Here is a 21,006-nt window from a genome sequence, read left to right as displayed (position 1 = left end):
CTTACCCTTCCATTAACAATAATTCTGGATCAGCAAGCAATGTTTTCAATTCATTCATTGCTTTTTGTGCAGTTGCTCCATCAATGATACGGTGGTCGAAACTCAATGACAATTGCATAATTGGTGCTACAACAATTTCGTCATCTGCGTTAACAACAGCTTTTTTAGCGATACGGCCTACACCTAAAATAGCAACTTCAGGGTAGTTGATTACTGGAGTGAACCAACCTCCACCGATTGAACCGATGTTACTGATTGAAATTGAACCGTTACTCATTTCGTTAGCTGCTAATTTACCTTCTGTAGCTTTACCAGAAAGTTCAGTAATTTCACCTGCAATAGAGAAAATACTCTTAGCGTCAGCGTCTTTGATAACTGGTACAAATAATCCACGATCAGTGTCAGTAGCGATACCAATGTTGAAGTAGTGTTTGTAAACAATTTCGTTAGTTGAATCATCAATTGATGCATTCAATGCTGGGTATTTACGTAATACTGAAACGATTGCTTTAACAACGTAAGGCAAGAATGTTAATTTAACACCTTTGCTTGCTGCAATATCTTTAAAGTGCTTACGGTGAGCCATCAATTTAGTTGAATCTACTTCGTCGAACAAAGTAACATGTGGAGCAGTTGCTTTACTGTTTACCATTGCTTTAGCGATTGCTTTACGCATTGGTGTCATTGCTTCACGAGTTTCAAGTTCAGCTTGGTTAGATTTGAATGCTTTAGCTGGAGCTGCTTCTTTCTTAGCTGCTGGAGCTTTCGTTTCAGGAGCTTTTTCAACTGATGCAGTTGTCGTTGGTGCAGCTGTTGGAGCTTCTCCACCATTTTTCTTGAAGTTTTCAATATCTTCTTTAGTTGTGCGACCATTTTTACCAGTAGCTGTAACTTGAGTGATATCTACGTTGTTTTCACGAGCAAATTGACGAACAGACGGCATTGCTAAAACATTTTTGTTTGAAGTTGCTGCTGCTGGTGTTGCTGCAGATGTTGAAGTTTCAGCTGCAGGAGCTTCTTGAGCAACGGGTGCTGCTGAACCTTTAGGATTGTGTTCTGGAGAATCGATTTCAATCAATACTTGACCTACTAATGCGACTGTTCCTTCTTCAACCATAATTTTTTTGATTGTTCCAGAAACTGGAGTTGCAATTTCTTCTACAGATTTATCGTTTTGGATTTCTGCAACAGAATCTTCTTCATTAACAGTATCGCCTTCAGCTACTAACCATTTTACGATTTCGCCTTCAGCCATTCCTTCTCCAACATCTGGCATTTTGAATTGGAAGAATGAAGTTCCTGATGAAGCTGGTGCTGCAGGTTCTGGAGTAGATGCTGCTGGTGCAGCTGGTGCTGCTTCTTCTTCATCTTCATATCCTGGTGCATCAATTTCAATAATCACTTGCCCAACTGTTGCTACAGTTCCTTCTTCAACCATAATTTTTTTTACGGTTCCAGAAACTGGAGTTGCAATTTCTTCTACAGATTTGTCGTTTTGGATTTCAACAATTGAATCTTCTTCTTCAATTGTATCGCCTTCAGCTACTAACCATTTTACGATTTCGCCTTCAGCCATTCCTTCTCCAACGTCTGGTAATTTAAATTTAAATGACATGTTATTTTTCTTCCCTTCTTTGTTTAGCTATTCTTTTAGAAATATCATCTCAGTTTTAACACTATAAGAAACAAATGCAATAGACTTTAATAGGTTATCGCATTTGCCATTTCATTTATTATGAATAGATTAGAAATTGTATGTGTCTCTTACTTTGTCAGCAATATCAGTTGCATTTGGCAACCAAGCACTTTCTGCTAAACCAAATGGGAAAACTGTATCTGGAGCTGCTACACGTCCGATTGGAGCTTGTAACGAAAGGATCGCACGTTCAGAGATTTCTGACATAACCATTGCACCAACACCTGCTTGACGTTGTGCTTCTTGAACAACTACAACACGTCCAGTTTTTTCAACTGAATCGATAATCGTTTCAATATCTAATGGAGAAATGGTTCTTAAATCAACGATTTCTACTGAGATACCTTCTTTTTCTAATTCAGCAGCAGCTTTGATAGCTTCACGTACCATCGCACCGTATGTGATAACAGAAACGTCTGTACCTTCACGAGTAATTGCCGCTTTTCCTAGAGGAATTGTATAAGACTCTTCAGGAACTTCATCACGGAATGAACGGTATAATTTCATATGTTCTATGAATACTACTGGATCATTGTCACGGATTGAAGCAATCAATAAACCTTTTGCGTCGTATGGGTTAGACGGAACAACTACTTTGATACCAGGAGATTGAGTAATCAAACCTTCAAGGTTATCTGAGTGCATTTCTGGAGTGTGAACCCCACCACCAAATGGCATACGAATAGTAATAGGCATTGTGCGAGTGCTACTCATACGGTAACGAGTACGCGCTGCTTGTCCTACGATTGAATCTAATACTTCAAATAAGAAACCGATAAATTGGATTTCTGGAACTGGACGGAAACCTTGGAAAGCAAGTCCGATAGCCAATCCACCAATACCTGATTCAGCAAGTGGTGTGTCTGAAACACGTACTTCGCCGTATTTTTCTTGAAGACCAGCAGTTGCACGGAATACTCCACCGTTTTTACCTACATCTTCACCGAAAATCAGAATATCTTGATCGCGTTCCATTTCTTGGTCTAGCGCTTCAGTGATCGCTTCGATCATTGTTTTTTGTGCCATGTTTATTTACTCTCCTTTGCTTCGAAAGTTGCAATTTGTTCTGCGATAACTTGAGTTGGTGTTTCATACATATTTTTCAAGAAATCAGAAACTTTTTGTTTTGGTGCTTGGTCAGCTTCTTTAACAGATGCTTTAATATCTTCTTTAGTTTTTTCAATTAATTCATTTTCTTTTTCTTCAGACCATAAACCTTTTTCAGTTAAGAAGTTACGGAAACGAATCAATGGATCGCGTTGTTCCCAGTAGTCAAAACTGTCTTTGTCACGGTAACGTGTTGGATCATCACCTGATGTTGAGTGAGGACCAAAACGAGAAGTAATTGTTTCAATCAATACAGGACCATTTCCAGCTAAAGCCCATTCTCTTGCTTGTTTAGTAACAGCATAAACAGCTAAAGCGTCCATACCATCTACTTGAACTCCTGGGATACCAGCAGCAACAGCTTTTTGAGCCAATGTTGTAGCAGCTGTTTGTTTGTGACGAGGTGTTGAGATTGCATAGCCGTTGTTTTGAACAAAGAATACTACAGGAGCTTTATAAGCACCAGCATAGTTCAAACCTTCGTAGAAATCTCCTTGAGACGAACCGCCATCACCAGTATAAGTGAAAGCAACGTTTTGTTTGCCACGTATTTTCAAACCAACACCCACACCCATTGCTTGGATAATTTGAGCTCCAATAATGATTTGTGGTGGTACAGCATTTAAATCAGCTGGGTATTCATTTCCTACAGAATGTCCACGAGACCATAAAAAGGCTTTTGAAACAGGTAATCCATGTTGGATTAATTGAGGAATATCACGGTATCCTGGTAATAACACATCTTCTTTTACAAATGCGTAATGACTTGCCAATTGAGAAGCTTCTTGTCCAGCTGTTGGCGCGTAGAAACCTAAGCGTCCTTGACGAGCTAAAGCCATTGAACGTTCATGTAAAATTCTAGACCAAACCATTTTTTCCATTAATTCAACTAGTTGATCGTCAGATAGATCAGGCATGATATCTTTATTTACGACTTTACCGTCCTTATCTAAGATTTGTACCATTGGGAAAGCAGCATCAATTGTGCTTAACAATGCTTCAAAATCTACCGGTTGCTTTTTGTTAACCATGTATAACCCATTCCTCTCTCTATAACAAAATTATATTTTCAAAATTCTGTTTTATACGGATTTGAAAACTGTATTACTCAGAATTTTTTACAATCTAAATTTAACACGCTTTCAAACTAGATGCAAGTAAACTAAACATTAGACCACCAAAAATATCCCTATTCTACTGATTTAAGTCTCGCATTTCATTCATACAGGAATCCATATAGTGAAATATTTCACTAGTTGTTTTTTCGAGCACTTTGTTATATAGCACTTTAACTTTAAATTGACTTCTGTAAAAAATGAATAGATTCCCCTTCAAAACTGTTATATAATTTTTCAAAAACTGTATTACTTTTTATTGAAAATTATCTTTATTTTTTTAGATACATCTCTTTTCACAAAATATTTTCTTTGGATTAGCTGTCACCAAATGTTCACTTTTCCGCCACTTTTTGAATTTTCAGCTTTTATTTTTTGTAAATTTTATTCATAACTAAATAAAAAAACAGTATTGTATTTTAAAAAAACAAAAAAAAATCCGCTTTTAAACGGATTTTCTTTTCGTACTATTTAAATAACTCCTTGGCTCAACATCGCTTTTGAAACTTTTGTAAATCCAGCAATATTAGCACCTGCTACAAAATCGCCAGGCATATTGTATGCTTCAGCTGTATCTTTTATTTCACTATAGATGTTTTTCATAATTTTTTTCAATTCTTCATCTACTTCTTCAAATGTCCAACTTAGTCTTTGACTATTTTGACTCATTTCTAAAGCTGATACAGCTACTCCACCTGCATTTGCAGCTTTTGCTGGTCCATAAACAATGCCAGCTTTTTGGAATTCTTTGATGGCTTCTAAATTACAAGGCATATTTGCCCCTTCGGCTACTGCCCCAACTCCTTGACTGACCATTTTTTTAGCTGTTGGTCCATCAATTTCATTTTGAGTCGCACATGGAAGTGCTACAGTATATCTTTCTTCTAAGTCCCAAATGCTGCCAGTTTCATATGTGGCATTTGGACGATCTGTTAAATATTCTGAAATTCTTTTTCTGTCGACTTCTTTAATTTTTTTAATAATACTCAAATCAATTCCTTCAGGATCAAAAATGTATCCATCTGAATCCGAACAAGCAATAACTGTACCACCAAATTCTTGTACTTTTTCAATCGCATAGATGGCTACATTTCCACTGCCGGAAACAACAACCTTTTGATTTTTAAAAGATTTTCCAATATCATCTAACATTTCTTTAGTAAAGTACACCAATCCATAACCTGTTGCTTCTGTTCGCGCTAAACTACCACCTAGGAAAAGTGGTTTTCCAGTTAGGATTCCCGCTTGGAAACTATTTAATTTTTTGTATTGACCGAATAAAAAGCCAATTTCACGTGCGCCTACACCAATATCACCAGCTGGCACATCGGTATCTGGCCCGATATAACGTTGCAATTCAGTCATAAAACTTTGACAAAAGCGCATAACTTCATCATCCGATTTTCCTTTTGGATCAAAGTCACTACCGCCTTTTCCTCCACCAATAGGAAGTCCAGTCAGACTGTTTTTGAAAATTTGTTCGAATCCTAAAAATTTTACTATACTTTGCGTTACTGATGGATGAAAACGAAGACCGCCTTTATAAGGTCCTATAGCAGAGTTGTATTGTACTCTAAATCCACGATTTACATTCACTACTCCTTGATCATCAACCCAAGGAACTCTAAATTGAATGATTCTTTCTGGCTCTACTAAACGTTCTAAGATATTTTTTTCAATTAGTTCTGGATGTGCTGCGAAGACTGGTTCGATAGTAGCAAAAAATTCTTTTACTGCTTGCAAATATTCGGGTTGATCTGGATCCCGCTTCGAAACTTTAGAATAGACTTCATTAACATAATTTTTTGCATCTACCATATTTTAATCTCCTCTTACTTTCAATTTAAAACTATTTAGTTTTATGCTCACCATTATCTCATAATCCGAATACGAAAAAAAGTTTTTTTCTAGTCTTTTTATACATCGTGCAAATTAGTGCGTTTACTGATAAAATAAGTAAGATGAAACAAATAATGTTTTTTCTTCATTTAGAAACAGACTATTCCAAACACTATTAGGAGTGAACATTTATGATTACAATGGAAGATATTATCAAAGAAGGCCATCCAACTTTGAGAATGGTTGCTAAAGAATTAACTTTACCAATCAGTTCTGAAGAAAAGCAACTGGGTGAAGATATGTTGCAATTTCTAAAAAATAGTCAAGACCCTGAAATTGCTGAAAAATACAGCTTACGCGCAGGTGTAGGTCTAGCAGCACCGCAATTAGACATTTCAAAACGAATGATTGCTGTTCATATTCCTGGAATTGAAGAAGGAACTGACGAACCAATTATTAGTACTGTAATGGTTAATCCTAAAATTATCAGCCACTCTGTTCAAAGCGCTTGTTTAACTGAAGGTGAAGGTTGCTTATCTGTGGACCGTGAAGTTCCAGGTTACGTTCCTCGTCACAGTCGTATCACGCTTACTTACTTTGATCTAGCTGGGGAAGCTCATAAAATACGGTTAAAAAATTATCAAGCGATCGTTATTCAACATGAAATCGACCATATCAATGGAATTATGTTTTACGATCACATCAATCAAGAACAGCCATTCAAAATTGACGATGATGTAAAAATCATTTCTTAATACTAAAAGAAGCCATGCCTGATAATAATCACGCATGGCTTCTTTCTATTTATTTATTTGATAGGAGTTACTCACTATAAGTCGCAAACTACTTACAGGTTTTCTCCATTAGATTCGATGACTTTTTTATACCAGTCATAGGAATCTTTCTTACTGCGTTCCATTGTTCCATTACCTTCGTTATCACGGTCGACATAAATCATACCGTAACGTTTTTTCATTTCTCCAGTAGTGAACGAAACGATATCAATGATTCCCCAAGGTGTATACCCCATCAATTCAACACCGTCATGATCTATCGCGATGCCCATTTGTTTGATGTGTTCACGCAAATAAGAGATACGAGCTTCATCATGGATACTGCCGTCTTCTTCAACAGTATCAATCGCACCAAATCCATTTTCCACAATGAACAGTGGAATTTGATAACGATCCCAGAAACGATTCAACGTGTAACGCAAACCTACAGGATCAATCGTCCAACCCCAGTCACTAGCTTTTAGATATGGGTTATCTACTTGATAAGGAATCTTACCATGCACGTTAGCAGCTTCATCATCGTTGTTTTCATCTTTATGATCCACCACATTAGACATATAGTAACTGAACCCTAAATAATCCACTTTACCTTGTGCTAATATTTCAGCGTCAGCTTCTTGAATAGGAATATTCAAGCCATCGCGTTCAAATTCTTTCAGTGTATAGTTTGGATAATACCCACGTACTTGTACATCCGGGAAGAAATAACGCAAATGCATCGATTCTTCAGCTAACATTACATCTTTTGGATGAGCCGTTAACGGATAAACCGGTACATGTGAAACCATCGCTCCAATTTGGAAATCAGGATTGATTTCGCGACCAATTTTCACTGATAGAGCACTTGCTAACAAGACATGGTGCGCTGCAGTGTACATCACTTCTTTAGCGTTTTCGCCTTCTTCAACTTGAACTCCAACGTTTGTCCATAAGAAAATTGGATTTGTATAGTCCATCATGTTATTGATTTCATTAAACGTCATCCAGTATTTCACTTTGTTTTTGTAACGCTCAAAAACAACTTCGGCAAATTTAACAAAGAAATCGACTACTTTACGGTTTCTAAATCCACCATAAGTTTGTGCTAAGTGAAGCGGCATTTCAAAGTGAGTTAGCGTAATGACCGGCTCAATACCATTCTTTAATAATTCATCAAACAAATCATCATAAAATTGAAGTCCAGCTTCATTGGGTTCAGCTTCATCACCTTTCGGGAAAATACGTGTCCAGTTGATAGATGTACGTAAACTGTTCAATCCCATTTCAGCGAACAACGCCACATCTTCTTTATAACGATTGTAAAAATCAATGGCTTCGTGATTCGGATAAAATTTACCTTCCTCAACCGTTGTGGTGATTTCGCGTGGCTTACCAGCTGCACCAGCAGTCATTACATCAGCGACACTTGGACCTTTTCCATCTTGGTCCCAGCCACCCTCGAATTGGTGGGCTGCTAATGCTCCTCCCCATAAGAAATCTTTTGGAAATTTAGACATTTTTATTACCTCCTATTTTTTGATTGTTAATATAGTACCTGTTACTTCTTTTGATACTAAGAACAGACGAGGTCGCACAGTGCGTAGAATTGCAAATTTTTTCGTCTTCCCTATTTCCATTAAAATTATGTGGGTATAATCACATCATAAATTATACCCATATAACTTGTCAATGCCCATATAATTCGAAATATGTTATAATTTTATGAAAAGGAGCCAAAGTGATGAATAAATACCACGATGTCGCAAATAAAATCAATCTGTCTATTCAAGAAAATAATTTAACACGAGGAAACAAACTACCTACTCTCACTGAGTTAGCGAATACATACGAAGTAAGTAAAAATACGGTCATTAAAGCATTGGAAGTTTTAGAGACGAATGGCGTTGTCTACCAAGTAAGAGGCAGCGGTACGTATGTGCGGGGTCGTCATCGCAAAGGATTTGTGAATTTAACGGATGTTCAAGGATTTCACAGCATTTTTAGAGAATTCAATTTGTCTTCAGAAGTCATTGAATTAAAAGAAATCGAAGCACCTTCAAATGTCGCAGAAATACTTGAGCTTACAGATCAAGAAACAATCTATTACATTAAACGCGTCCGCTACATCGAATCACGTCCCTTTTGTGTGGAAGAATCCTATTACCTCAAGACGGTCGTGCCTTATTTGAATGAAGAAATTGCCAGCCAATCTATTTTCAACTATTTAACTGAGGACCTAAAAATAAATATTCGTTTTTCAGATTTATTTATGCGTATTGGAAAATTAAATCAAGAAGAAGCAGCATATTTACAGTTGGAAACACACGACCCTTCTTTAACAATCGAAAGTATCTATTATTTAAGCAGTGGTCGTCCATTCAATTATTCCAACATCAAATACCATTACGAAGAAGCTCAGTTCTTTGTGCAGGGGAATGATTTTTAGATTATTTTCAAACTATCCAAAAGAACAAATACTTTTTTAAAGGAGACAAACTAAATGTCAGAAGAACTCACTCAAGAAATGCAAGATGAACTATATGGCCACATCATCGTTTTGCATAAACCGGTCTTTTATTTCACGGAATGCCTAACAACTTATTCAAAAGAAGATATGATCGCACTAGCTGATGACCTTAACTATAAAGTGCGTCGCAGTAAAACAAAAACCGTCATTGCTGAAGATTTTTTCAAAAAATTATCCTTACGAAGCCAACATCAATTATCTTATCAACCCAAAGAAAATCTTCACCTCTTAAAAGAATTGATGAATGGACCAAAAGAAATCGATTTCCTTCCTTTCTCTCGCAAAAATCCAGAATTATTTGATTTGCTTCATTTCCGTTGGGTATTCTTATTTTATTACGAAGATACCTATACCCTAGTACTGCCAAAAGAGACTAAAGAGATGCTGAAAAGTTTTATTGATGATTCTGATTTTAAAGAAGATCATAAAAGAAAAAGTCTGCTCCGTGGATATGTAGAGGCTTTTATGAATCTGTATGGCGCTTTTGAAACGGACTTTTTCTTGAAAGTATGGAACCAACACAACAAACAGTACCCATTAGACCTTACTGAAGTATTGACTGAATTAATTGGGTTAGCTTGGTTTAATGAACGACTACGTTTTACAGATAACTTAGAATATATTTTTGATAACTATATTTTAGATGAAAATAATGTACCTGACTTCTTGTTGAGTTCTTCACACCACGATTACTATCAACCTACAAAAGCTGATATTACTTATTTTGCTCACCATGAATTTGACGAGCGAACTGTTCAGTATAAAAAAATGAGTCGATTTTTAGCTAAGAAGTTGAATTCACAAAAACTTAAAGATGTCATGGATCTGATTATGATCTATATTAAACTGGATTTAGACATGCAAGGTCTAGTTGGCGAACTAAACAGCCATTTTAGCATTGTTTTTGATAGTGTTGAATACATAGAAGAATTTAGTTCCTTCTACTTGAACTTAAACAACTATTCACGCAAATTATCAAACAAAGGCAATACACCAACAGAAATAGCTAAGAATTATAATAGAATATCTTCCGTTCCTAATAATGTGGTTCCTTTCACTAATGAGAACACAGGAAAGTAAGAACCTATCCGAGTAAAAAAAGTTGGCCGAAATAAGCCTTGTCCTTGTGGTAGCGGTAAGAAATACAAACAATGTCACGGAAAGTAACTGATAACAAAGAAAGCCAACAAGCAATTTTCTGCTTGTTGGCTTTTTACATACTAATGCTATTCAAAGTCAGTGTATTTATTATTATTCCCCTTACTTTTACTTACCGGGTATTTATCATTGTTTTTTTTTAATTTTTCATCAATGATCGAATCAATATTTAAATTGAGGTTATCTGCCAACATATAAGAATAAATCAATACATCTGCTAACTCTTCCTTGATCCGTTCTAAGTTAAATTCTTTTACTTCTTCGGCTGATTTCCATTGAAATAATTCAAGTAATTCTGAAGCTTCTAATGAAATAGAGATAGCTAAATCTTTTTCATTATGAAATTGACGCCAATCTCTATCATCTCTGAATTTATTCACCTTTTCCATACTATTTTTCTCATTATCCATCACTTTATTACCCCTTTGCTGCATTTATTAGCGCTTTTTGAAGTTCCTCATCTACCGCGTAAATATATAAACCATTTACTCCTCTTGTTAAAAGCACATTTAATTCGTTTTTTAACAACATATCAGAAAACTGTTCTTTTTTTCCGTTCTTTAATGTTCTTTGACGAGTAGCTTTTTTATTTTGACTGAAACTTCTATCGAATACGATTTCTCCATTTCTATATTTTACAGAAGGACCTATAATCACACCCGCGTAATTTAGGTCAAATCCTTGAATAGTAAATGTAGAACCCACTTCATAAATAGTTTGTTCTTGTTCTGCCCAAGAAAGGTTTCTATTCTTTCTCTTTTGTTCCTTCATTTGAGGCAGTTGCAGATTCCAAGGTAGAGACCAATCCCCTATCTTAACTCTCCAATAATCATCATTTTCTGGTTTCCTCTTATCAACGTACTCCCAATCAAATGTTGCAGTAATTCGGGAAATACCTGAATTTTCATCTTTTGCTTTTTCTTTAATAGCTTCATATAACTCTTTAGGATGATTAAAGATTTTTAAATCATATCCTTTAATATCATTGAGAATAGGATTGATTTTTCTATCATCAATCATCGACCTTATCCAATTAATAGTGCTCTGACTCGCGTTAATCCTCATTTGATTTTCTAAATGGATAAAATTTCCTTTTAAATTTGCCTCATGTTCTAAAGTAAGCAGTTCCTCTTCTTCCCAATATTGTTCAGTAGTAAGAACTTGATTGATATCAAATACCGCTACTACTACTTTTGCTCTATCCATTAAATCATACAGTTGATTCTTTCCTCTATAAGATTGCTTACCTTGTGTCCATAACAAATGAGCCTCATCTACAATAACAACATCTGCTTTTTCCTCTGGAGTATGATTATTGATAAACGTAGTTGGTTTACTGACTAAATTAGGCACTTTCTTAGACGTAATACCTAATTTATTTGCAATTTGTTGATAAACTTTCAACTGTTGCTCATGATTTACCAACAAATAACTATTTGCTTCTTGTAAAACAATATTTTCTGACTCTTCTTGAGCTAGCTGTTTTAATTCGTAAAAGAGACTGCTCATTAAAACTGTTTTGCCTGAACCAGCTTCTCCTGTTACTAAAATCAATTCTCCCGACTGGTTTCTCGTTAAAGCCTCCATAATTTTTAAGATAACTTTATCCTTAGCTTGGATTTGTTCATCACTTAGTTTATGAAATGGCGAAGCTTTAAATAGAGCAGAGTCTTTAATTATTTTTTCAACAGGGAAAAGAGTTTTATTCTTTTTTCTTAGTTTTCTCCAAATATTAGAAAAAATCTCATCTAATTTATCTACCGTATAATACTCTTTTTGTTGATTGGTTCTTCGATTATACACAGATTGAACCGAATCGATACTAGACATATACATCATCAATTTATTTTCAATATCTAATGTCAATGATTTATTAAAATAATCATGGCCTATTATGTACATTTTTGAATTATCCGAATTTGCGAGACTTTCCCAATCTTCCCGTTTTTTGGGATCTTCAATAAGATGTTGTTTGGTTCTTTGTCTTATATCAGAAGTTTCTCCGATATAAACTGAAAATTCGCGACTCTTTTTCTCATCATGAACGATGTAAACCGTGGGATAATCTAATAGGTATTTTGCGTTAGGTCCTACTTCTTGAAGAATTCCACCTTCTAAACTTTTCACTGCTTCATAGCTATAATCTGTTTCATAGATGACTGGATTAGAGATCTTACTCATTTCTTCACATTCCTCTCAAAGCACAAACTTATTACTACAATAACTTTTCTCAGTTTACTCAAATTCTATACTCGCATTTAAATTAATATCATTTTAAAACAAATGATACCTAAACGTTAGTTATCATACTACTCTTCTTCAAGCGCAATCTAACAAACGAATTTCATTATCTTATGCAACAAAATTAATTATCAAACATTAGTTTCGGGTTATATTATTACCATTAAAAGATGAGGGTGCTTTTATGTCAATACTAGAATTAAAATAACCATTAATTTTTTTAACTAATTCAAAACGAGCTTCAAAAAGACTTTCTTTACTAGGTAATTAAACTCAATTTCTTGGTCTGTATAAAAAAAGCTTACTTTATTACCTTATATTACTAGGTTTAAACCCCAATAATCCATCAATAAAAGATGGCATCTCTTGCCGTTCAGTTTTATTTAATTCTTTCCTAGCAGCACACTGAACAGTATCCAATTTTCACTAGACATAAAATCATCATCATAGAGATCTTTACCAAAACTCTTAGGAGCTTTTTTAAAATTACCAGTTAATAACACCTGTGCAAGGTCGTTGTAGTTTTTCGAAAATTTATAGAATTAATCTTTTAAAATCCATTTTCGAAATTTCCTTTCAAGTATGTTGCTACTATTTTACTACAATAATACTAAGAATATATGATTATTTATTTTTTTCTATAAATACTGTATTAATCACACCCTATCTCTACATTGAATCCCATTCTCAAAGATCTCATCTGTATAGTGTTTAATAATAAAGAGATTACTATCTACTTCGATTATTTTATAACCTCTTTGTACAGATTGCATAACAGCACCCTATACTAACTTCTTTATAAAATCTGCCTAACAAAAAAAGGTGAGTCACCACTTTAACATGGTGACTCACCTTTCTATTAAAAACTAAGTGATATCCAATAAAATTATTTAGATACTTTAGATTCTAAACCTTCAGCTTTTAAGAATTCACTAAATGGTACTAATTCTTCAGCTTCATATTTTTCTTTGTAAGCTTTAATTTCTTCAGCACTGTACAATGTAGGGTCTAATTTCAATGTTTCTACTGGAATTGGACGTTCTTTTGTAATTTTAGCATCGATTACTACAGTTTTACCTGCTTTATAAGCTTTAACAGCATCAGCCATTACTTGATCCATGTCTTCAATACGGCTTACTGTGAAACCAACCGCACCTTGTGCATCTCCAATTTTAGCATAGTCTACATCAGTAAATTCAGTACCAAAAGTATTTTTGTTTGTATCTTCATATTTGTTCTTGATGAATCCATATTCAGTGTTTGTGAATACTACGTTGATAACAGGCATGTTGTAACGTACGTTAGTAACAACATCTGGATAGTTCATTGAAAACGCACCATCACCCATTAAGTTAAATGCTTGACGATCAGGATATACGTTCTTAGCAGCAATACCACCAGGAAGTGCAATACCCATAGAAGCAAACAATGGAGAAGTTCTCCACATATTTTTAGGAGTCATGTGTAAGTGACGAATAGATGTTTGAGTTGAGTTACCAACATCAATTGAATAGATTGCATCTTCATCAGCGTATTTGTTGATAGCATTGTATACTTGATAAAGTTGTAATGGACCATTTTCTTTTGTTTCCAACTTAGTCATGTAGTCACGCCAGTTTTGAATATTTTTCAAGTTAGCATTCCACCAAGCTGATTCTTCAACAGGTGCTACTTTTTCTAGTAATGAGTGAACTGCTTCACCAGCATCTCCAAGAATAGCAACATCTGCATTATGACGTTTACCAAGCATTGTTGGGTTGTTATCAATTTGGATGAAGTTTTCAACATTTGCGAAAGTATTTTCTACTTCAGCAAATGGGAAGTTTGAACCAACGAAAAGAACTGTATCTGCTTCTTTAACAGCTTCGTTAGCTGGTTTCCAACCAACACGGTATGTTGAACCAGTTAATCCTTCAAAGTCGTAATCGAAAGTTTCAAAGTTTTTACCAGTTGTAATAACTGGAGCTTTAAGTTTACGAGATAATTCTTGAACTGCTGGACCATGTCCCATAGTTCCGATACCTGCATAAATAACAGCACGTTTAGAATTGTTTAATACTTCAACAGCTGCATCGATATCTGCTTCGTTGATTGCAGAAGAAACGAAATCACGGTAGCTGTGACCAGATGAGTAAAATGCATCATTATCGATTTCATGGTAACCGAAATCACCAGGTACTTCTAATACAGCAACTCCACGTTTAGAGATAGCAGTACGAATTGCGTCATCGATTAATTTTGGTAATTGTTCAGCGTATGCAACACGACGGTTGTATACTGCGATATGATCAAACATTGGATTTTGGTTTAATTCTTGGAATGCATCCATGTTTAATTCTCTTTGTGGACGAGATCCTAAGATAGCTAAAACTGGTGTATTATCCATCGCTGCATCATAAAGACCATTGATTAAGTGAGAAGCACCAGGGCCACCTGATCCAACACAAACACCCAATTTTCCACCGAATTTCCATTGCATTACAGCTGCCATTGCTCCAACTTCTTCATGTTTTACTTGAAGGAATTTGATATCTGTTTCTTTTTGATCACCTAAAGCTTCCATTAAAGGGGCTAAAGTTCCTGAAGGAATTCCATAAATTGTGTCTATTCCCCATCCTGCCATCACTTTTAATGAAGCTGTACTAATGTTAGTTTTGCCTTCTGTCATTTTGATAGTCCTCCTAGATTAATTTCACAAAATTAAATTCAACTCCAATTCTAACACGTTTAAATTAAGAATCAAGGTTTATATCCTCCAAAAGTGCATTTCTGTGAAAAAATGTACAGATTTTTAATTTACTCTAACTAACCTCTCAAAAAACCATCATTTGTTCGTCTATTCTACAATTAAAATAAAAATCGCTTAACTTTGGTGGTTAGAAATTAAGTTCTAATCTGTAAAATAAAAGAACTCATGACTACTCTCTCCTAAACAAAATGCTTTTTCATCTGTAGTTTCTTCTAATTTGGCATTCATTGTGAAAAGGTTTTCATTTAGAGTTACTAACTTAATAGCTATCAAATAGATACTAAACTATGTTCCATTTGACTAATAATTCAAACTTTCAAATTAAGCTCGCATCATCAATACTGATAATGGTTCTTTTTTAAGCAATGCAACGGACACCGCTACTCCGACAGTAAAAAAAAATAAACAGACTATTCCTTATTAATTCTGCACCAACTCCTTTAATTATTTTTTAAATTTTAATAAAAAATAAGCCGTTAAAACGTCTTAAGGATACTTTCATACCAACATTTTAACGACTTATTATAAATTGTGTGATGGAGTCTACGGGAATTGAACCCGTATTAACTGGCTGCCAGCCAGTCGTAATCCCATTATACCAAGACCCCAGAGTAAACCGCTGTCAATTAGACATTCTAACAGCTGAACTTTACTCCTTCTATTATATCAAACCTAGTTCTTTCAATGCAATATAAATCCCGTCTTCATTGCAACTTTTTGTTACTTTATCCGCTCTTAATTTCACACTTTCCAAAGCATTTCCCATCGCTACTCCGGTTCCAACTTTTTCAATCATTTCTAAATCGTTTAAACCGTCTCCGAATGCAATCGTATCTTCTACAGAATAACCATTTTCTAATGCTACTCTTAAAACTGTCGCAGCTTTTGAACCATCATGCGGTAGGACATCTACTCCAGATTCATGCCAGCGTACAAAGCGGAATTTCGAAAACTGACCACTTTCATAATATTGTTTTTCATCTTCTCGGTAAAAAATCAAACATTGAACTAACGAATGGTTTAAATAAAAATCTGGTTCGTATTTAGGAACGCCGTATCCGACAGATTTCATGGCCGTCGTTATTTTAACATCAGCTTCCTCGTTTCTTCTTCTTAAGGTATCCGGAGTTTCATAGATGATATTATGGTTATTTGAATCCGCAACTTTTATTAATTTCTCTAATTGAGCGTGATCCAACGGATTTTCATAAACTTGTTTCTTATCCAAATATCCTGCTGCTCCGTTACAAACGATATAGTTGCTAATATCTAACTCATCAATAATTCCCTGTGCCATAAATAAGTTTCTACCGGTAGCAATTGCGACTTCATGGCCATTTTTTTTCAGCTCTTTGATCGCTAATTTAGTACTTTCTGGAATTATTTTTTGGTCATTTACTAAAGTACCATCAATATCAAAAAAAATCATTTTCTTTTGCATATTTAAATTCTTCCCTTCTTATTCATACTTCTAAGCAATTGTACCTTTTTATACTGTGAACTACCAGATAGAAAAAAAACGACTCTATACTTTTTAGTCTAGATAGATGAATTTAGTCTATGCTTAACACTTCTGGAGGAATAGGATTGCTTGTAGCCCTGTAAAGTATTCAATGCGAATTATATCGCTTTAACGCTTTAGCGTTTAAGCGGTGTTTGAGGCTTGAAAGATCTTAAGACTTTAGGCTTAAGACGGTACCAGGGCTCTTACAAGCAAATCCGTCTATTCCGAAAGAATTTTTAGAACCATTCACACTATTTGACGAAGAGCCAAAAAAACAATCTTGAAGACCCAACAGTTAGGGATCTTCAAGATTGTTTTACTACTTACTCAGTCTACTCTTCTTCACTAAATTGGCTATTATAAAGATTTGCATAAAATGCTCCTTTTTCAAGTAGCTCTTCATGTGTTCCTTGTTCAATAATTTCTCCTTGATCCATAACTAAGATCAAATCCGAATCACGTATAGTAGACAAGCGGTGGGCAATGACAAAACTTGTTCTGCCTTCCATTACCTTTTTCATCGCTTTCTGGATCAAACTTTCTAAACGTGTATCAACTGAACTAGTTGCTTCATCTAAAATTAAAATTTTCGGATCAGATATTATAGCACGTGCAATGGTTAACAGTTGCTTCTGACCTAAGGAAACGTTAGATGTCTCTTTATTTAGTTTCATATTGTATCCATCTGGTAACGTACGAATAAAATGATCGACATTGGCTGTTTTTGCTGCTTGAATTACTTCTTCATCTGTTGCATCTAATTTACCAAAACGGATGTTTTCAGCAATGGAGCCACTATAGACCCAAGCATCTTGCAGAACCATTCCAAATAAAGAGCGTACATCTTGTCTGGACATCAATTTTGTATCGATACCGTCAATTTTGATGGCTCCTTTATCTACATCATAAAAACGCATCAACAAATTGATTAAGGTTGTTTTCCCTGCTCCTGTCGGTCCGACAACAGCTACAGTCTGCCCTTTTTTTACAGAAACATTCAAATCGCTAATCAATGTTTTTTCTTTCGTATACCCAAATGCTACATGTTCAAAATCAACATTTCCTTCTATTAAAGAAGGCAGTGGGCGTTCGGCTTCATCGATTATTTCTTCTGGTTCATCTAAAATTTCGAAAACGCGGTTAATAGCCGCTGCTGCACTTTGGATAACCCCGGAGAGTTGTGTAATTTGAGAAATGGGCTGGTTAACTTGCCAAATATATTGCGTAAAAGCTTGTAGATTCCCAAGAGATAACGTACCTATAATAACTAAGTACCCTCCCCCTATAGCTATCCCAAAATAAGCTACATTGGAAACAAATCCAACTAGTGGGCTCATGATTCCCGAAATAAACGCGGCTTTAAAGCCATTTTCATTCAACGTTTCATTGATTTCTTTAAACTCTTCTAGTTTATCATTTTCTTTCCCATACAACTTGATTTCGGTAAAGCCACTAAAACTTTCTTGCACATGTCCATTCATAGCTCCTAGCGATTCTTGTTGACCTTTAAAATAAGGTTGAGACTTTTTGATTACTGCTTTGGAAATGATAAACGAAATCGGGATAGTAGCCATAATGACTAAAGCTAATGGGATAGAAATATAGAGCATCATCACAATCGCAAATAAGATTCCCATAAACGAATTAACCATTTGAACCAGACTTTGTTGCATAGCATTGCTAATAGAATCCACATCATTCGTTACACGACTGAGTATGTTTCCTTGTTGATTGCGATCAAAATACGCTACTGGAAGACGATTGATTTTTTGTTCAATTTCATTTCTTAAATCTCGCATCGTATTTTGAACAACATTTGTCATAATATAAGAAGATAAATACAATGTAACTTGGTAAATCGCTGCAATTCCTAAAATAATTAGAACAATATTGAAAATATAAGGGAAATTAACGGCTGCACCAGGAGTTCCTTTTAACATGTCTGCGACGTTTTTTCCTAATTCTGTCATCGCTAACCCTATAATGAAAGGTTGAATAGCATTGACAATCATACAGACAATGGTTAGCCCTATAGCAGAGAAAAATCCTAATTTATAAGGTTTAATGTACTGCCAAATGCGACGAATAGAATCCTTCATATGACTCATGCTAATTCCTCCTTCGACAATTGTGATGACGCAATGTCATAATAGACATCTGAATTTTTCAAGAGCTCTTCGTGTGTCCCTTGAGCAACCATCACACCCTTATTTAAGACAATAATATTGTCAGCATGCATGATTGTTCCTACACGTTGCGCAACAATCAAAACAGCCGCATTCTCTGTTTCTAATTTCAAACGCGCTCTTAATTTCGCATCGGTTTGGTAATCTAATGCCGAAAAACTATCATCAAAAACATAGATATCTGGTTTTTTTATAATGGCTCGTGCTATAGATAACCTTTGCTTTTGACCACCTGACATGTTGCTTCCACCTTCAGATAAAAACTCATCAAACTTATTAGGTTTCTTTAAAATAAAGTCTTTTGATTGCGAAATATCTGAAGCTTCATCAACTTCTTTTTTATTTGCATTCCATTTTCCATAACGCATATTATCCGAAATTGTTCCGGTAAATAATAAGGCTTTTTGAGGAATATAACCGATTTTTTGACGTAAAGCACTTAATTTATACTCTCTCACGTCTACTCCATCTACCAATATACGCCCTTTAGTAACATCATAAAAACGTGGAATCAGTTGAATCAAACTAGACTTACCGCTCCCAGTACTGCCAATAAAAGCAGTAGTCTCTCCCGGTTTAACGGTAAAACTAATATTTTCAATGACAGGTTCTTCTGTATTACCTGGATACGCAAAAGTTACATTTTCAAATGCTAGATAGCCATGCGTTTTAGTTTCTGTAACGCCATTCTCATTTTCAGTAATCGAGGGTTCTGTATCAAATATCTCTTGGATACGTCTTGCAGAAACGGCTGCTCTTGGGTACATCGTAAAAATATTAGCGAACATCATGAATGAAAAAAGAGCATGGAAGATATACTCAATAAAGGCTACTAAACTCCCCACTTGTAAATCGCCGGAATTTATTTCAATCGCTCCTTGCCAAATCACAATCGCAAAAATAAAGTTAAAAACGATTGAAAAAATCGGCATGGCTAAAGCCATTAATTTAAATAACTTTTTAGAAACCGTCATATAATTTTCGTTCACTTCATGAAAACGTTGTTCTTGAAATTTTTCTTTTACAAATGCACGGATGACTCTTAATCCAGTTAAATTTTCTCGTAGGTTTAAATTAATGTCATCTAAATTCGTTTGTTGTCTATTTGATAACGGACCTGAATACTTTCCGATAAAATAAACACTTCCTAATAAAAAAGGAACCGCAATTAACACAATATACGATAATGATGGACTAGTACGCACAATCATTATAAAACTTGAAATGAACATAAGAGGTGTCATCATTCCTATTCTGAGCACCATCTGTAAAAATACCATAATTTGGAAAGCATCATTTGTTGTACGTGTTACTAAAGATGAGACACCAAATTCATTGTATTCTTTATGTGAAAAAGATTGAACTTTCTCAAAGATATCATTCCTGATATCTCGAACAATCCTTGTCGTAATTTTACTAACCGTATAAGCCAATCCAATTAATCCAAATAACCCAATTACAGAAATAACAAGCATCCATTTTCCATAATAAGTTACGACATCAAAGTCATTAAACATTAACCCCTCATTAATCAGTTGAGCCAATAATGTTGGCAACCCTAATTCAATTAGGATAAACCCAAAAACACATAAAAAATTCAAAAATACTAATTTTTTATATTTCATAGTGTATCTCCACATTAAATTCATTTTATCATCTCCTTGTTTTATAAATTAGTTTTAGCGCTGCTAGGCTTCTTTCTTTATCTACAGTATAAACAAAAATAGACTTTTACGTTATACAATAGCCATAAAAAAAATATCTATTATACTATAGCATAGTTTATAATTTTAAAGCAGTCTCATCTCTAGCTTTTTCAAATGAATTGAATTGTCACCTCAACTCTTTTTCATGATAACTAACTTTCTATACTTAATTAATGAATTATGTTAAAATAAAAATAGCTGTTGTGTACTTACCACAACCACTAGTTCGGGAAAAATACTAAACTGAATAAAAGAATGAACCAGGATTTTTTCTAGCCGCTTTACATTCATGTTAAGGAATTAAACTGACGTGGTTTTCGTTTGATCAACTGTGAAACTATTTCATAGGCTGATTTCTCGTAATGCAAAACACTTCACCAAGTATTTATAAAAATAACGAAATGA

The 21,006-nt window shown here is 34.8% G+C and carries 14 protein-coding genes, 1 tRNA gene and 1 pseudogene; 4 read left to right on the top strand and 12 right to left on the bottom strand.

What is annotated here, in order from left to right; all coding sequences use genetic code 11:
• Window position 1 precedes the first annotated feature (1 nt).
• The 4 genes from BP18_RS04225 to gdhA form a co-directional block, all read right to left on the bottom strand.
• Window positions 2-1,615: a 2-oxo acid dehydrogenase subunit E2 gene (locus tag BP18_RS04225; RefSeq protein WP_035050367.1), complete on the bottom strand. Its 1,614-nt coding sequence runs from the start codon at window positions 1,613-1,615 to the stop codon at window positions 2-4.
• A gap of 129 nt (window positions 1,616-1,744) precedes the next feature.
• Window positions 1,745-2,722, bottom strand: coding sequence for an alpha-ketoacid dehydrogenase subunit beta (locus tag BP18_RS04220; RefSeq protein ID WP_007722530.1), 978 nt, complete (start codon window positions 2,720-2,722; stop codon window positions 1,745-1,747).
• Between the two features lie 2 nt (window positions 2,723-2,724).
• Window positions 2,725-3,834 (bottom strand): pyruvate dehydrogenase (acetyl-transferring) E1 component subunit alpha, encoded by a 1,110-nt coding sequence (gene pdhA / locus BP18_RS04215; protein ID WP_007722533.1) that lies wholly within the window; start codon window positions 3,832-3,834, stop codon window positions 2,725-2,727.
• Window positions 3,835-4,389: 555 nt separating this feature from the next.
• Window positions 4,390-5,736 (bottom strand): NADP-specific glutamate dehydrogenase, encoded by a 1,347-nt coding sequence (gene gdhA, locus BP18_RS04210; protein ID WP_029278029.1) that lies wholly within the window; start codon window positions 5,734-5,736, stop codon window positions 4,390-4,392.
• A gap of 212 nt (window positions 5,737-5,948) precedes the next feature.
• On the opposite strand from gdhA, the gene def reads away from it, so the two are divergent.
• Window positions 5,949-6,512: a peptide deformylase gene (gene def / locus BP18_RS04205; RefSeq protein WP_007722537.1), complete on the top strand. Its 564-nt coding sequence runs from the start codon at window positions 5,949-5,951 to the stop codon at window positions 6,510-6,512.
• Between the two features lie 92 nt (window positions 6,513-6,604).
• Here the strand turns inward: def and BP18_RS04200 are convergent, their stop codons facing one another.
• Window positions 6,605-8,047 carry a 6-phospho-beta-glucosidase gene (locus tag BP18_RS04200; protein ID WP_029278027.1) on the bottom strand — a complete coding sequence of 481 codons (1,443 nt, stop codon included), beginning with the start codon at window positions 8,045-8,047 and terminating at the stop codon, window positions 6,605-6,607.
• Window positions 8,048-8,271: 224 nt separating this feature from the next.
• Between BP18_RS04200 and BP18_RS04195 the strand changes: the two genes are divergently transcribed.
• The 3 genes and pseudogenes from BP18_RS04195 to BP18_RS13010 all read left to right on the top strand — a co-directional run.
• Entirely contained in the window at window positions 8,272-8,976 is a 705-nt protein-coding gene (locus BP18_RS04195; protein ID WP_029278025.1) for a GntR family transcriptional regulator, read from the top strand.
• A gap of 54 nt (window positions 8,977-9,030) precedes the next feature.
• A complete protein-coding gene (locus tag BP18_RS04190) occupies window positions 9,031-10,137 on the top strand; it encodes a hypothetical protein (RefSeq protein WP_029278022.1) in 1,107 nt (368 codons plus the stop codon).
• Window positions 10,138-10,224 (top strand): annotated as a pseudogene (locus tag BP18_RS13010) (SEC-C metal-binding domain-containing protein); the annotation flags it as partial.
• A 59-nt stretch (window positions 10,225-10,283) separates the two neighbouring features.
• Here the strand turns inward: BP18_RS13010 and BP18_RS04185 are convergent.
• The 7 genes from BP18_RS04185 to BP18_RS04155 form a co-directional block, all read right to left on the bottom strand.
• The gene (locus tag BP18_RS04185; RefSeq protein WP_007722543.1) at window positions 10,284-10,625 is read right to left on the bottom strand and encodes a nucleotide pyrophosphohydrolase; all 342 of its coding nucleotides are present in this window, start codon (window positions 10,623-10,625) and stop codon (window positions 10,284-10,286) included.
• Window positions 10,626-10,632: 7 nt separating this feature from the next.
• The gene (locus BP18_RS04180) at window positions 10,633-12,396 is read right to left on the bottom strand and encodes a DUF2075 domain-containing protein (RefSeq protein ID WP_007722545.1); all 1,764 of its coding nucleotides are present in this window, start codon (window positions 12,394-12,396) and stop codon (window positions 10,633-10,635) included.
• A 946-nt stretch (window positions 12,397-13,342) separates the two neighbouring features.
• Window positions 13,343-15,124: a pyruvate oxidase gene (gene spxB / locus BP18_RS04175; protein ID WP_007722547.1), complete on the bottom strand. Its 1,782-nt coding sequence runs from the start codon at window positions 15,122-15,124 to the stop codon at window positions 13,343-13,345.
• A 618-nt stretch (window positions 15,125-15,742) separates the two neighbouring features.
• Window positions 15,743-15,813, bottom strand: a tRNA-Ala gene (locus BP18_RS04170).
• 53 nt (window positions 15,814-15,866) lie between these two features.
• The gene (locus BP18_RS04165) at window positions 15,867-16,646 is read right to left on the bottom strand and encodes a Cof-type HAD-IIB family hydrolase (protein ID WP_007722548.1); all 780 of its coding nucleotides are present in this window, start codon (window positions 16,644-16,646) and stop codon (window positions 15,867-15,869) included.
• 395 nt (window positions 16,647-17,041) lie between these two features.
• Window positions 17,042-18,817: an ABC transporter ATP-binding protein gene (locus BP18_RS04160; RefSeq protein WP_029276143.1), complete on the bottom strand. Its 1,776-nt coding sequence runs from the start codon at window positions 18,815-18,817 to the stop codon at window positions 17,042-17,044.
• Window positions 18,814-20,544, bottom strand: a complete 1,731-nt coding sequence (locus tag BP18_RS04155; RefSeq protein ID WP_029276145.1) for an ABC transporter ATP-binding protein — start codon at window positions 20,542-20,544, stop codon at window positions 18,814-18,816. The genes BP18_RS04160 and BP18_RS04155 overlap by 4 nt, the downstream gene beginning before the upstream one ends.
• Window positions 20,545-21,006: the final 462 nt, after the last annotated feature.

Source organism: Carnobacterium jeotgali MS3 (genome assembly GCF_000745125.1).
Lineage (GTDB): Bacteria > Bacillota > Bacilli > Lactobacillales > Carnobacteriaceae > Carnobacterium_B > Carnobacterium_B jeotgali.
This window is presented reverse-complemented; position numbering and strand designations above follow the sequence as displayed.